3 protein-coding genes, 1 tRNA gene and 2 pseudogenes are annotated in these 15,151 nt (G+C 76.3%); 2 read left to right on the top strand and 4 right to left on the bottom strand.

Annotated elements, in window-relative coordinates:
* Nucleotides 1–17 precede the first annotated feature (17 nt).
* Nucleotides 18–4,694 carry a beta-ketoacyl synthase N-terminal-like domain-containing protein gene (locus ACIOJE_RS15395; protein WP_400776545.1) on the bottom strand — a complete coding sequence of 1,559 codons (4,677 nt, stop codon included), beginning with the start codon at nucleotides 4,692–4,694 and terminating at the stop codon, nucleotides 18–20.
* 8 nt (nucleotides 4,695–4,702) lie between these two features.
* The gene (locus ACIOJE_RS15400) at nucleotides 4,703–11,677 is read right to left on the bottom strand and encodes an SDR family NAD(P)-dependent oxidoreductase (RefSeq protein ID WP_400776547.1); all 6,975 of its coding nucleotides are present in this window, start codon (nucleotides 11,675–11,677) and stop codon (nucleotides 4,703–4,705) included.
* Nucleotides 11,678–12,016: 339 nt separating this feature from the next.
* Here ACIOJE_RS15400 and ACIOJE_RS15405 point away from each other — a divergent pair.
* A pseudogene (locus tag ACIOJE_RS15405) lies at nucleotides 12,017–12,133 on the top strand (rRNA methyltransferase); the annotation flags it as partial.
* Between the two features lie 749 nt (nucleotides 12,134–12,882).
* On the opposite strand, the pseudogene ACIOJE_RS15410 reads toward ACIOJE_RS15405, so the two are convergent.
* Nucleotides 12,883–14,154, bottom strand: a pseudogene (locus ACIOJE_RS15410) (protein kinase); the annotation flags it as partial.
* Between the two features lie 408 nt (nucleotides 14,155–14,562).
* Here ACIOJE_RS15410 and ACIOJE_RS15415 point away from each other — a divergent pair.
* Nucleotides 14,563–14,763 carry a hypothetical protein gene (locus tag ACIOJE_RS15415; protein WP_400776550.1) on the top strand — a complete coding sequence of 67 codons (201 nt, stop codon included), beginning with the start codon at nucleotides 14,563–14,565 and terminating at the stop codon, nucleotides 14,761–14,763.
* A 298-nt stretch (nucleotides 14,764–15,061) separates the two neighbouring features.
* Here the strand turns inward: ACIOJE_RS15415 and ACIOJE_RS15420 are convergent.
* Nucleotides 15,062–15,133 (bottom strand) — tRNA-Val (locus tag ACIOJE_RS15420).
* Nucleotides 15,134–15,151: the final 18 nt, after the last annotated feature.

Genomic DNA, 15,151 nt, shown 5'->3' on the forward strand with positions numbered 1-15,151 from the left:
GGTCTGCTCGCTGACGGTCACTTGGTCACTGCCCCTTCGTGCGTCTCGGCAAGGTGGTCCACCACGAGGTCGTTCTCGGTGGTGCGGTTCTCGGTGTGCTGGCTCTCGGCGTCGTCCGTGGTCCAGGCCACGACGTAGCGGCGGTCCGGGAGGCCGGGCGGGCCGCCGACCAGCGTGCAGCGCACCCGGTGGGCACGTGGGCCGCCGGGCCCGGCGACCCTGACCAGCAGGGCGGTCGGATCGGCGCGGACGACCGTGAAGTCGCGTGGCAGACCCCGGGGTCCGGTGCCCTCGGCCTTGGCCACCGCCTCCTTCGCGGCCCGGAAGCGGGTGAACCAGAGCGTCTCGGTGCCGCCGTGGGCCGCGCGGCAGGTCGCCAGCAGAGCCAGCTCCGCCGGACCTGGCGCGAGCGGCTGCGGCTGGGCCGGACGGTCCGCCACCTCCTCCAGGCCGATGCCCGGGCCCGTCCCGCCGGCGGCCCCGGGCGGCCGGACGAGGGCGACCGCCACCTCGTCCCGGTGCGCGAGGGAGACGTCGAGTTCGGGGACCTGTCGGCCGTGCAGCCCGACCACCCGGGGTCGGCCGCCCGGGTCGTCGCGCACCTCGATCTCGGCGGGGAACACCGGACCCTCGCCCTGCTCCCACAGCCACCGCCGCACCGCGTCCTTCACCGCGATCCGCCCCAGCAGCCACGCCCGGCGGCCGCGCGGCGGCTGTTGCTCGTACCGGGCCCGTTCGGCGGCACCCAGGTGGTTGCGCATGATCAGGTCGCGGGAGGCGAGGTCGGGCCAGCGCTCGTGCAGCAGCACCCAGCCGCCGCGCTGCGGCGTCGAGAGGGTGTTGCGCTCGACGAACCGCTCGACCGGGCGGGCCTCGGGGTGGCTGTCGAAGCGGCGGTCCTGCCAGCCGCGTAGCTGGGCCCAGACCGTGCCGCCCGACTGCAGCTGCACGTCGGCTTCGAGGGTGGTGTCGGTGAGTTCGGTGATCCGGATGTGGCAGTGGAGCTCGGTGCCGGGCCGCGGCGGTCGTCCGTGGAAGCGGAGCTGCCGCAGGCCGACGGGGAAGACGACGGTGCGCTCGGTGTGGGTGGCCATGATCCAGTAGCCGAGCAGCTGGCCGACGTTGTCCAGCAGCGCGCCGGGGGCGGGCGGCGCGGTGATCACGCCGCGTACGTGCCGCTCGCCGAGCGCGGTCAGCTCGGTCAGCCCCTGGAACGCCGGGCCGTGGAACATCCACCGCTCCTCGTACAGCCCGGCTGCCGTCAGCTCCGGGGTGCGCTCGCCTCCCGGGTCCACCGGCCAGGGGGCCGGCGGCGGATCGTGACGATCCGTCAGTTCGACCGTGCCGCGCGCGTATTCGCCGAACGACGCGGTGTACAGGCCCGGGCCGGCCTCCTGCAGGGTGAGTTGCACGTCCATCGGTGTCGCGGCCGGCACCCACTGCCCGAACCGCATCTCCCGCACACCGCCGGCCACTCGGCCGGGCTCGGCCCGCTCGGCGGCGTCCATCAGGTGCTGCACGATCGTGGTGGCCGGGACGACGGGCCAGCGGTCCGCCAGGTCGGGCCAGTCGGGGCGCTGCCGGAAGAAGCAGTGGTCGCGCAGGTAGGGCATGGCGTCACACGAGATGTGCACGCTGCTGGTGCGCACGGACCGCGTCCGGTCGGTCAGCGACCGCGGCCGATCGCTCACCGGCCGGGGCGGTTCGCTCACGGGCCGCCCCGCGCCGAGCAGTTCGACTGCGGCCCGTTCGGTGTCGCGCAGCAGCGCGTCGAGTTCGGCCGCCACCGGGAAGCGGTCGGCCAGCGCGGCGAGGTCCGCACCGCCCGGGCCCGGCCGGTGCGGCGGCGCCGCGGGCGGGCTCGACTTCCGCGCCCCGGCGACCAGTTCGGCGCGGAGCCCGCCGAGCGCGGCCGCGTCCAGCGAGACGAGCGCACCGCCGAGGTCCAGCCGTACCGCCGGGTGCGCCCGTTCCGCCACCCCGGCGCCGGCCACCGCCGCGCGGGCACCCGCCGGCCGCAGCGCGTCCGTGTCCGGTTCGGCGCCGTCCGCCCAGAGCGCGGCGGCGACCCGGCGCAGCTGGGCCATCCCGTCGCGGTGCGGGGAGTTCGCCGCGACCGTCAGGTGCTCCCGGTCGCCCAGCGTGTCGCCCACCAGCGAGGCGAGCTGCCCGCTGCCCAGCTGGACGAACGCGCGGAAGCCGGCCGCGTACAGGGCTTCGACCAGCGGCCGGAACCGCACCGGCTGGACCAGGTGACGGAGGAACAGGGCGCGCACCTCGGCCTCGGCGGCCGGGAAGGGTGCGGCCGTCGTGCCGGACCAGACGGGCACGGTCGGCCGGTGGAGTTCGAATCCCTCGGCCGCCCGCTGGATCGGCGCCAGGTACGGGGCCAGCATCGGCGTGTGGAAGCCGGACTGGAACGGCAGCACCTGGCCCAGCACGCCGTGCGCGCGGAACCAGCGCACCAGCTCGGCGACGGGCCGCTCCGGACCGCAGACGATCGACTGCTGCGGCGCGTTGTCGTGCGACAGCACGACCTGCGACATGCCGTCCACCGTCGCCAGCGCGTCGAACACCCGTGCGGCCGGGGCGCCGAGCGCGGCGAAGGCGAGCCCCGGGACGCGGAGCGTGTCGGGGTCGAACGCCTCCAGGAAGGCGTCCACCGAGGCGCCGGAGTAGAGGCCGCCGGCGGCCATCGCCGTCCACTCGCCGACGCTGTGTCCGGCCACGGCGTCCGGCCGCACGCCGATCCGGCGCAGGGCCGCGTCGAGCAGCCGGCCGACGGCGAAGACCCCGACGCCGTGCCGCCCGATGTCGCCCACGCCGCCCGCCAGGACGGGGCGGGGCAGGCCGAAGTGGTCGGCGACGTCGTCCACCCGCGGGGCGAACTCGGCCTCCAGGCCCGGGAAGAGGAACGCCACCCGGCCTGCCCGGCCTCCCTGATCGGCGGCGAGCAGCGGCTCGGGCGCGAACCAGACGTCGCTGCGCCCGCGCCAGGCCCGTCCGTTGGCGACCGCGCGGCGAGCCAGCGCCAGCCGCTTTCCGGTCGGGTCGGCGATCGCCACTCGGCAGCGCGGCGCGGGGCCGCCCGGCTCGGGCAGGCCTGCGGCGAGCAGCGCGCGGTCGTCGGCCGCGAGCAGCTCCGCGAGCTGCTCGGGCCCGTCGGCGGCGAGCCGCAGCACCCGCTCGGGTTCGGCCACGACCGCGGTGGTCCGTACGGCCGTGTCGGCCACGACCGCGGTGGGTCGCACGGCTGCCGCGCCTACCCGGGCCGGGCCCGGGGCCTGCTCCAGCACCACGTGGGCGTTGATCCCGCCGAAGCCGAAGGCGTTCACCCCGGCGCGACGGGGCGTGCCGTCGGCGGTCTCCCAGGGCTGCGCGGTGTCGACGGTCCGGAACCGGGTGCGGGCCAGCGCGGGGTGCGGTTCGTCGCAGTGCAGGGTGGGCAGCAGGACCGCGTGGTGCACGGCCAGCGCCGCCTTGACCAGTCCGGCGACGCCGGCGGCCGGCATGGTGTGGCCGATCATCGACTTCACGGAACCGAGCACCGCTCGCTCCTCACCCGCCATCGCAGGGCCGAAAACCTCGGCCAGCGTGGCGAGTTCGGCCGCGTCCCCGGCCGGGGTCGCGGTGCCGTGGGCCTCCAGCAGGCCGAGAGCGCCGCCGGCCGCCGGGTCGAGTCCGGCCGCCCGCCAGGCCGCCCGCACCGCCCGGCTCTGGCCACCCGGGTCGGGGGTGGCCGGCCCTGCGGTCCGGCCGTCGCTCGCCACGCCGGTGCCGCGGATCACCGCGTACACCCGGTCGCCGTCGCGCTGCGCGTCGGCGAGCCGCTTGAGCACCACCACACCGGTGCCCTCGCCGATCAGCAGCCCGTCGGCGCCCCGGTGGAACGGGCGGATCCGCTGGCTCCGGGAGAGCGCCCGCAGCTGCGCGAACACGCTCCACAGCGTGACGTCGTGACAGTGGTGCACGCCGCCCGCCAGCACCAGGTCGCAGCGCCCGCTCGCCAGCTCGCCGACCGCCTGGTCCACCGCGACCAGCGACGACGCGCAGGCGGCGTCCACCGTGTACGCGGGGCCGCGCAGGTCGAGCCGGTTGGCCAGCCGGGAGGCCGCGAGGTTGGGCACCAGGCCGATCGCCGACTCCGGCCGGTCCGGGCCGAGCCGGTCGGTGAACGCGGCCCGCACCCGGTCGAGTTGGCCGGCGGTCAGCTCGGGCAGCAGCTCGCCGAGGGTGCGCACCAGCTGGTGGGCACCGCGGACCCGCTGGTCGAGCCGGACCAGGCCCGGCGTCAGGTAGCCGCCCCGGCCCAGCACCACGCCGACCCGGTCGCGATCGGGCAGCCGCTCCGGGCCGCCCGCGTCGGCGATGGCGGCGGCGGCGACCTGCAGCGCGATCAACTGGTCGGGCTCGGTGCCGGGCACCGAGGTCGGCATGATGCCGAACCGGGTCGGACACACCTCGGCCAGTTGGTCCACGAAGCCGCCGCGCCGGCAGTACAGCCGGTCCGGCGCGGCCGGTCCGGCGGCCGCCGCCGGGTCGTAGTAGTCCGCGTCCCAGCGGCCCTCGGGGACGTCGGTGATCGCATCGACGCCGCCCACCAGGTTCTGCCAGTACGTCGCGAGGTCCGGGGCACCGGGCAGCAGCACCGCCATGCCCACCACGGCCACTGGCGGCAGTTGAGTGCCGGTCACCGCTCCCCTCACCAGCCCGAGGCGGTGTAGACCACGGACCGGACCGACTCCTCGCCCCAGGCCAGCTCGCGCAGCAGCGCCAGCGTGCCCGCACCCGGGTCGATCAGCCGCACGCCCCGGCGGGCGTAGTCCCGGGCCAGCTCCGGCGAGACCATGCCGCCGTGCGGGCCGGACGGTGCCCACGGGCCCCAGTGGACGGTCAGCGCCCGGCGCCCGGTGCGGTCCGACCAGCGGGCGCCCAGCTCCTCCAGCGCGTCGTTGGCCGCCGCGTAGTCGGCCTGCCCGCGGTTGCCCAGGGCGGCGGCGATGCTGCCGAAGAGCACCGTGAAGCGCGGCCCGGCCGGCAGCTCGGCCAGCGCGTCGAGCAGGGCCCGCGCGCCGTCCGCCTTGGTGGCGAAGACCCGCCGGAACGACTGCGGGTCCTTCTCGGCGAGCACCTTGTCCTCGATCACGCCCGCGGCGAAGACGACGCCGTCCAGCCGGCCGTGTTCCGCGTACACCTCCTTGACCGCCTGCCGCAGGGCCGCCGGATCGGCCGCGTCCACGACCTGGTAGCGAGCCGTCGAGCCCAGCGCGGACAGCTCGTCGAGCGTCGCCGCGATCTCGCGCCCGGCCAGCAGCCCGGCGGCGGTGCGGTCGACGTCGGCCAGTGGCACACCCTGCCGGGCGAGCACGGCCCGCAGCGCCGACCGGTCCTGGGCGGCGGCCACCGTCGGGGCCTCGACGCCCTCCGGCGGCGCGGTGCGGCCCAGCAGTTCCAGGCGGCAGCGCGAGGCCGCCGCGAGGGCCGCGGCGAACCGCGCGGTGATTCCGCGCGCCCCGCCGACCAGCAGCACCACCGCGTCGCGGTCCAGACCCAGCGCGGCGGCCTCCGCCACTCCGTCACCGGCCGGCCCTGCCCCGGTACTGCCCAGCACCCCTAGGCCGCGCTCCACCAGCGCCAGGCCCTGGCGTCCGTCCGGCCCGTGCAGCACCACCGGCTCGCGGTCCTCGGCCAGCAGCTCGCCGACCAGCGCGTCCGCCACCTGCGCCGGACCGACCCCGAGGCCGAACTCGACCAGCCGGGCGGTGGTCTGCGGGTACTCGCGACTCACGGTGCGGAACAGCCCGCGCAGTCCGTCCGTCCGGCCGCGGCCGGCCGGTGCCGCGGTGCGGGCGCCGAGCAGCCAGCGGGGAGCGCCGGCCAAGGCGCTCTGGAGCGCGGGCACAAGGCCCGGCAGCACCGGCGCACCGTCCTCGCGGAGCGGGTCCAGCAGCAGCACACCGTCCACCGGGCCGTCTGCCGTGGACAGTTGGTGCCCGGCGTCCAGGGCCAGCAGCTGCGCCCCGGCCGCGGTGAGCCGCGCCGCCAGGGCCTCGGCGACCGCGCCGCCGTCCGAGCCCAGCACGGCGAAGCGCCGGCCGGCCAGCGACTGGGGTGCCAGGGCGGGCCCGGCCAGCGGCACGGCGGCGAACTCCAGGCGGGCGGGCTCGTCACCGACGACGTCCGACGGCTCGGGAAGCTCCGCTGCCGACGCTGCTGCCACCGTTGACTCCGGGGCCGGCCTGCGCTCGGGAGCGGCCCCGTCCAGCCGGTCGGTCAGCCAGCGGGTGATGGCGGCGGCGGTGCGGGCGCCGGAAAGCCGCTCCAGCCCCTCGTCGCCGAGCGTGACGAGCTCGCCGCCCGGGCCGGCGGCCAGCCGGCGGGCGAGTTGGCCGATGATCTCGGTGCGCTTGATCGAGTCGATGCTGAGGTCGGCTTCGAGGTCCAGGTCGGGTTCGATCATGTCGGCCGGGTAGCCGGTGCGTTCGCTGATCACCTCGACCACCGTGCGCAGTACGTCGGCCTCATCGAGGGCGGGCCGCGCCCCGTCCTGCGGCTGAGCCACCGGCCCGGCAGCGGGTGCGGCGGCGGACTCGGGCAGGGCCGCCGCTCTGACCGGCATCGGCAGGACCTGCGTCACCGGGTACGGCGTCGGCGGGACCGGCAGCGGGACGGCCGGCGCGACGCCCGACCCGCCGAGGTACGTGAGCAGCACGTCCCGCTGAGCCGCGATCATCTCCCGGCTGCTCCGCAGGAACTCCGACACCAGGGCGTCCCCAGCAGACTGTTGACCGTTCGCGTGCGGTTCCTGCGTCGTCATGAGGGCTCCAGGTACGGGTCGGGCCGGTGCCAGCGCACCGGGCAGAAGTTCTCCGGCGGCGGTGCGCACCAGCTGCCCGTCCACCGTCCAGCCCGGCCGGCGCGTGCTCCGCGTCCGGCCCGCGGCCACCGCGTCACGGCCGCGCAGCAACCGGCCGGTACGCACCGGCAGTCCGGCGACGGCCAGCTCGGCCAGCGCGTCGAGAAAGCCGTGCAGGCCGCCGCGCCGCCCCTCCACCGAGACCGCCCGGTGCGGCCGGTCGCCCAGCACCGCCGAGACCAGCCGGGTCAGCACCGACCCGGGGCCGGCCTCGACGAACACCCGGGCGCCCGCCTCGTACATCGCCTCGATCTGCTCCGCGAAGCGCACCGGGGCGCCGAGCTGCGCGGCGAGCTCGCCACGCACCGCGGCGGGATCCGCCGGATAGCGCGCGGCCGTGCGGTTCGACCAGACCGGGAACTCCGGGCTACGCACCGTGCGGTCGGTCAGCGCCCGGGCGAACCGCTCGCCCGCGCCCGCGACCAGCGGGCTGTGGAAGGCGCACGCGACCGGCAGCCGCTTCGCGCCGTACCCGGCCTCCGCCAGCAGTCGCACCGCGGCCGTCAGCTCCGGCGTCCCACCGGAGACGACCGTCTGGCGCGGTGAGTTGCGGTTCGCCGCCACCACGCGACCCGCCAGCCCGGCGGCCACCAGCACCTGCTCGACCTGCTCGGCGCCGGCCGCCACCGCGGCCATCGACCCTGGGTCGCCGCCCTCGCCGACCGCGTCCAGGATCGCGCGCGCACGATCCGCGCTGATCGAGGGCAGGTCCTCGGCCGCCAGCGCGCCCGCCGCGCACAGCGCCACCAGCTCACCGTAGCTGTGGCCGGCCGCCAGCTGCGGACGCACCCCCGCGAGCCCCAGTAGCTCGTACGCCGCCAGGCCGGTCATCCCGAGCGCGGGCTGGGCCACGGTGGTGTCGGTCAGCGCGGCACGCTGCCGTTCGCGTGCCTGCGGCGTGAAGGCCATCGGCGGGTACAGCACGTCCGCGTACGCCTGCCCCAGCCGCAGATGCCGCCGCACTGCGGGGAACGCCGAGAACAGCTCCGCGAACATTCCCGGACGCTGGCTGCCCTGCCCGGGGAAGAGGAACGCCACCTCGCCCGGCGCCGCCCCGCCTGCCACCTCGCCCGGCGCCGCCCCGCCTGCCACCTCGCCCTGCGCCGCCCCGCCCTGTGCCGCCTCGCCCAGTCCCGCGCCGTCCGGCTCGGCCAGGTGCAGCCCGGCCGCCGAGTCGCCCTGCCCCGCCATCGCCAGCCGCAGTAGCGCGGCCAGCTCCGCGACGTCCGAGGCCACCACCGCCACCTGGACGGGCCCGGCCGCCGACTCCGCCCGCTCGGCGGCGGTCAGTGCCAGGTCGCGCAGCCGCCACGGCGACCCGTCCGCCTCCACCTGCCGCAGCAGCTCCGCCACTGTGCGCAGCGCCCGTGCCCGATCGGTGCCCCGGAAGGTGAAGAGCTCGGCCGGCCACTCCTGCAGCCCGTGCACCGGCGGCGGTCCGTCGTAACCGCGCAGCACGGCGTGGAAGTTGGTGCCGCCGAAACCGAACGCGCTGACACCGGCCACCCGTTCGGCGGGCGGTGCGACCCACGGCCGGGCCTCGGCGTGGAACGCGAACGGGCTGACGTCTTCCTGCCACGCCGAGTTCGGCTGCGTCAGGTGCAGCGTCGGCGGCTTGATCCCGGTGTACAGCGCCAGCGAGGCCTTGATCAGCCCGGCCAGACCGGCCGCGCACTTGGTGTGTCCGATCTGCGACTTCACCGACCCCAGCGCGCAACTCTGCGGCGCCGCACCCGCCTCCGCGAAGACCGCGCTCAGCGTGGCCAGTTCGGTACGGTCGCCGACCACCGTCCCGGTGCCGTGCGCCTCCACCAGTCCCACCTCGGCCGGCCCGATCCCGGCACTGCGGTAGGCGCGCTCCAGCGCTGCCCGCTGCCCCTCGGGCCGGGGAGCCGTCAGGCCCAGCGACCGGCCGTCACTCGCGCTGCCGATCCCCTGCACCACCGCGTACACCCGGTCGCCGTCGCGCTCCGCGTCCGCCAGCCGCTTCAGCACCAGACAGCCCACCCCCTCGCCGAGTGCGATCCCGTCCGCCGACGCGTCGAACGGGCGGGAGCTGCCGGTCGGCGAGAGCGCGTGCACCGAGGCGAAGAGCAGGTAGTCGTTGATCCCGTTGTGCAGGTCCGCTCCGCCGCACAGCACCAGGTCGCTGGCGCCCGCGACGAGTTCCCTGCACGCCACGTCCAACGCCGCCAGCGAGGAGGCGCACGCCGCGTCGACCGTGAAGTTGGCGCCGCCCAGGTCCAGCCGGTTGGCGATCCGCCCGGAGATGACATTGGCCAGCATGCCGGGGAACGAGTCCTCGGTGAGCTTCGGCAGCTGCTGCGCGATCGCCTCCGGGACCGTGTCCAGGTAGGCGGGCAGCACCGCCGACAGCACCCCGGCGTTCGAGAGGTCGCTGCCCGCCTCCGCGCCGAACACCACGCTGGTCCGCGAGCGCTCGAAGGCCCGGCCGCCGCCCTCTCCGCCGCCGTCGTACCCGGCGTCCAGCAGCGCCCGGCGCGCCGCCTCCAGCGCCAGCAGCTGCACCGGCTCGATGCTGCCCAGCGCGGTGGGCGGGATGCCGTAGCTCAGCGGGTCGAAGGGGATCCGCGGCAGGAAGCCGCCCCACTTGGACGGCGTGGTGCCGGGCCCGCCGTCCGCCGCGTGGTAGCGCGCCGGGTCCCAGCGCTCGGCCGGCACCTCGGTCACCGCGTCCACCCCGCCCACCACGTTCGCCCAGAACGCGGGCAGGTCGGGAGCCTGCGGGAACATGCCCGCCATGCCGATCACCGCGATGTCCAGCGGCGCGGGCGCCGGCTCCGGTTCGGCGAGGGGGAGCAGGCCCAGGCGCTCCGTCAGCTCCACGGCCCGGGCGGCCAGGAAGCGGGCCGCCCCGGTGCTCACCGCGGCGTGCAGCTCGGCCAGCGTCGTGGTGGCCGAGCGCAGCACCGCGACCTGCCCGGCCATGAACATGCCCTGGTCCAGCTGCCCCTGCTCGTCCACCTCGGTCAGCGCCCCCGCCACCCGGTCGACGCCCTTGGCGGCGATCCGCAGCCGGCCGACGTTCAGCCGTTCCAGCTGCTCCCAGGCCTCCCGGTCCGGCACCCCCTCCGCCCGCAACCGCTCGCGCGCCTGGCGGAACTCCACCGTGAAGGGGCTCGGCACACAGCGGGTGGCGTGCCCGGGCGCCGTCTGCAGCAGCTCCGTCCCGCGCGCCGCCAGCACCTGCCGCTGGAACTGCGGCCGCACCGCCCCGCAGGCCACCGCCTCCTCGGTGAACAGGTACGCCGTGCCCATCAGCACCCCCGCGGCGACCCCCCGGGCCGCCGGCGCCGCGGCCATCGCCGCCACCATCGCCGCGGAGCGCGCGTCGTGCACGCCGCCCGCGAAGAGCACCTCCACCTGCGGGTCAGCCGGCGCGGCGGCCAGGAAGTCCTCCAGGACCGCCAACTGCGCCTCCCAGAGCGGGAAGCTGTGCCGCGGCCCGACATGCCCGCCGCACTCCGAACCCTCGAAGACGAACCTGCGGGCCCCGTCCTCCAGGAACTGCCTCAGCAACCCCGGCGAGGGTACGTGCAGGAAGGTGCGGATGCCCGCCTCCTCCAGCACCCGTGCCTGCGACGGCCGCCCACCGGCGATCACCGCGTGGCTGGGTCTCGCGACCAGGACCTCCGCAAGCTGTGCGCTGCGCACCTCCTCCGGCGCGAATCCCAGCACGCCGACACCCCAGGGGAGTCCATCGACCATCGCGGCGGTCCGGGCGAGCAGCTCGCGGGTCTGCTCCGCGCCGGCCAGCGCCAGCGCCACGCACGGCAACGCCCCGGCCGCGGCCACCGCCGCCGCGAATCCCGGCTGGTCACTGACCCGGGTCATCGGCCCCTGCACCACCGGCAGCCGAGTGCCCAGCGCCTCGCCCAGCCGCGCCCCGGGCCCGAGCAGGTCCGCCGCCGCACCCGGCTCCGCCGCCGCCCGCAGGCCGTCCAGGACGGCCTCCCGTACGGCCCGCACCGCGCGTGGGACCGTCTCCCAGCGCTCGGCGAACCGCTCGGCCAGGAAGCCGTCCTGACCGACAGTCAGGTCTGTCTGCGGGGCCGCGCCCGGCCGGCTGCGGCGCAGCACGCGCCGCCCGTCGACCACGACGGTCTCGGAACCGTCCATGCCGCGCACGGCCGCCGCGATCTCCTCCGGAACCGCCGACTCCGCCAGTAGCGCGAGCTGGCTGTCCAGCACCACCCCGGCCGCCCCGCCGGCCACGGCCGCCATCGCCGTGTGCGGCCCGATCCCGCCCCAGGCCCAGACCGGTGCCTCGACCCCGGGCGCGGCCAGCAGCTGCTGCAGCAGCACGAACGTGCTCAACTCCCCGACCCGGCCGCCGCTCTCGCAGCCGCGCGCGATCAGCCCGTGGGCCCCGGCGCGGACGGCGGCCAGGGCCTGCGCCAGGTCCGTCACCTCGACCAGCAGGCGGTACTCGGCACGGAGCGCCGCCATGTCCCAGCCGGGCGTGTCCACCGCCAGCACGACCACCTGCGGGCCGGCGCCCCCTGCGGAGCGGAGCTCCTCGGGAACCATCCGGCAGCCGGGGCCCACCCGGACACCGAACCCGGCCGGGGCCCGCTCCCGCAGCCCGGCGAGCTCCTCGCGCGACCGCCGATCACCAACTCCCAGGTCCAGCACGCCCAGTGCGCCCGCACGGCAGACGGCTTCGGCGAGCCCGGCGTCCGGTAAGTGGAACGGGGTGATCCCGATGACGACGTCGGTCAGTGAGCAATGGGGTCTCATGGACTCTCCGGTATGCATCGTGGTGCAGGTCGGGGCATGAGCGAATTCGGAAGGGTGCCACGGGCAACCCCTCACCGCGGACGCGAGGGCACCATTGCGCCATCCCGTGATCCGGTCCAACATCAAGGCTACTGAGTGGTAAGGCCCGCCAGGTTAAACCCATATGGCGAGTGCATGTCAACAGATCGGCAGAGGGGAGCCGCTCGAACCCGGATCCAGCCCCACCGCCGGCCCCACGGTGCCGCTCCGGCCCGCGAGCCCCACGCTGGCCGATCGCCGTCTTCCACAGGCGTCCGTCGACGACCGACATCCGCACGCCCGAAAGCTCCCAAGACGGTCGGCGCCGTCTTCCGCAGTGCCGCCGCCCTCGGCGTGGACGCCGTCCTGCTCTCGCCCGACCGCGCCGACCCGCTCTACCGGCGCGCCGGCGCCGTCTCCTGCTACGCCGTCGCCAGCAGAATCGATCAGCCGACTTCCTGCGCTCAGCCTGCCGGGGCGGTGGGCGGAGCCGGGGCGGCGGCCGGGGGCGGCGTGGCGGGGCCGGAGGTGGAGGCGCCGGGCCAGGACTCCTCCAGCGTGCCGTCGGCGCGGACGGTGTAGCGGGTGGAGGTGGCCGCGCCGGTCGCGGCGACCCGCTCCTCCCGCACGACCGTCCCGCCGTCGAGCCGCCAGGCGGCCGTCGCCTGCGGGTCGGCCGCCGAGGTGCGGGAGGTGGCGGCGACCGGGGTGTCCCCGGTGAAGGTGAAGAGTTGGACGAGGTCGACGGGCACCGAGCCTTCAGCCCGCCGCAGCACGACGACCGCTGCCGGGGCGCCCTTGTACCGGGCCGGCAGTACGGTGCTGAGGGCGACCTGCGGGCCGGCCCCGACCGATCGGCCGTCCCGCAGCGCGATGCCGGGCCCGCCGGCCCCGTCGGGGTAGCTGCGGTTGGGCCAGTCCACCACCGGCCCCGCTCCCTGAGGCGGCGCCAACGGGCTGTCGCCCGCGCCGCCGTGCGCGGCCGCCGCGAGCGGCGTGGCCGACGGCTGAGTGGCGGCGGGGGACGGGACGGCGGCGGGGGACTGGACGGCGGCGGAGGGCCGGGCGGCGGTGGAGGACACGGCGGCCCCGTCCACCGAGGTCCCGGCCAGAGCCCGCTCACCGGCCGTGGCCGGCGCACTGGCGGTCGATCCTCCCGAGGGCCGCAGGCCCTGGTTGCTGCGGTTCTCGCACCCCTGCGCGGCCGCGATGGCCAGCGCGACACCGACCGTCACGGTGACGAAGACGATGAGGCGTTGCCGCAGCAGCCGCTGCCGCGCGCCGACGGGCCGCCCGCCCGGGGCGGGGGTGTGCTGGCGGTCCCGGGGACGCCCCCGGTCAGGGGCGCCGGGCCGGCCGGGGGGAGGGGTCTGCGGCCGGGCCCGCAGCGGGCGGGTCACCGGTGTCGCCTCGGGCCGGGGGAGCGGGGCGGTGGCTCCCTGCGGGTGCCGTGCCGCAGCTGCGGCCGTGGCACGGGCCCGCGCGGGGGCGGCGGGTTCGGGGGAGCGTCCGGGGGCGGGCACGCCGTGCCGCGCGCCGTCGGGGGCGGACGGGGCCGTCGGGCCTGCCGAGGCCTGGGCTGCGGCCCGCCCGTGGCCGGGCCGTGCACTGCGCGAGCCGCTGCCGGCTCCCGTCGCCGCGCCGCGCGCCGCCAGTTCGCTGAGCCGCTCGTGCAGGGCGGCCGCGCCGGGCCGTTCGGCGGATTCCTTGGCGAGGCAGGCCCGGATGAGCGGTGCCAGCTGCGGCGGTACGGCCGACAGGTCGGGTTCCTCGTGGACGACCCGGTAGAGCATGACCTCGGAGGACGCGCCCGACCCGAACGGGGTGTCCCCGGTGAGCGCGTAGGCGAGGGTGGCCCCGAAGGCGAAGACGTCGGTGGCGGGCGTGACGGCGGCGCCGCGCACCTGCTCGGGCGCGAGGAAGCCGGGTGAGCCGACCGCGGTACCGACGTGGGTGAGCGTGCTGGCGCCGCGCGACCAGGCGATGCCGAAGTCGATGATGCGCGGGCCCCGGGGCGACAGCAGGATGTTGGAGGGCTTGAGGTCGCGGTGGACGACCCCGGCCTCGTGCACCTTGACCAGCCCGTCGGCGAGCGCGGCGCCGATCCGGGCGGCCTCGGGCCAGCTCAGCGGCCCCTCGTCGCCGACCCGCTTGTAGAGCGAGGGCCCGGGCACGTACGCGGTGGCGAGCCAGGGGCGGTCGGCCTCGATGTCGGAGCCGACGACGCGGGCGGTGCAGCCGCCCCGGATGCGGGAGGCGGCAGCGATCTCCCGGGCGAAGCGGGTGCGGAACTCCTGGTCCTCGGCGAGTTCGGCGCGGATCAGCTTGAGGGCGACGCGCTGCCCGCGGCGGTCGGAGCCGAGGTAGACCACACCCATGCCGCCGGCGCCCAGTCGCCGGTGCAGGCGGTACGGCCCGACGATGCGGGGGTCCTCACGCCTCAGCCGCATCATCGCCATGTTTCGTTCCCCGTCAGCCTGTGGGTGAGGCCCCGTCGGGTGGGGCATCGTCAGTTCCTGTCTGGCACAGCTTACGGACTGCCCACTGCGGTGTGCTGATACGCAACGCCTCAACCAGCCGTGCGATTGTCGGATCTTGCGTTGACCCGCAGGTCATAGGGGTGCCGAATCGTTTCTCGGGGTTGCCCCTCAGGGTTCCCCCGGGGGTGCGGGCAAGGCTCTCTCCCCCTGCGGTAGTACGCCTTGGGTCTGAGCGTCATACTCCGGGATGCCCGAGGAACAGTACGACGGCATGACGCCCGGACGGCCCCCTGAGCAATAGCGTTGTGTTCAGCGGTGGACGGGGAGCTCGTCCCCCGAGGTAAGCCGTCCACCGCGCCAACTCGACCGGATCACAGGAGTAAGGGCATGGCACCGCAGCTCACGGGAACCTCCCGCCGCCGTCGGCCGGCCGTCCCCCAGTCCCGGTCGACGGAGCAGCCCACCCGGCACCCGGCCGTGGCGTTGGCCATGGCCCTGCCGTGCGCGGTGCTGCTGGTGATGTTGTTCGGCGGCTGGGACCAGATGGCGAACCAGGCTCAGGCCGTCGCCGATCTGATCGGCCGCTGAGATCACGCCGGCCCCGACGGGGTCGGCCACAGAACGGGCACTGGTCCCCTGGGGACGGGGAGCAGTGCCGCCGGGGAGGCCGCGGCCGCAATGACACGCGGACGGGCGTGAGTGGTGCGCAGAGCGCCCCGGCAGGCGGAGACGCCGCGTACGGACGTCGGTGAGGGCGACCGTACGCGGCTCTTCTCTTTTCCTGATCTTCTTCCTGACGGTCGGACGGCCCTGCGGCCCGAGGTCACGACAACGCCAAAACGGCCGGGGCCGCAACCCTTACGGGTCACGGCCCCGGCCGTTACTGTGCGCGATACTGGGATTGAACCAGTGACCCCTACCGTGTCAAGGTAGTGCTCTCCCGCTGAGCTAATCGCGCCTGGTGTGGCGGTCCTGC

It is taken from the genome of Kitasatospora sp. NPDC087861, from assembly GCF_044742585.1.
Classification (GTDB): Bacteria; Actinomycetota; Actinomycetes; order Streptomycetales; family Streptomycetaceae; genus Kitasatospora.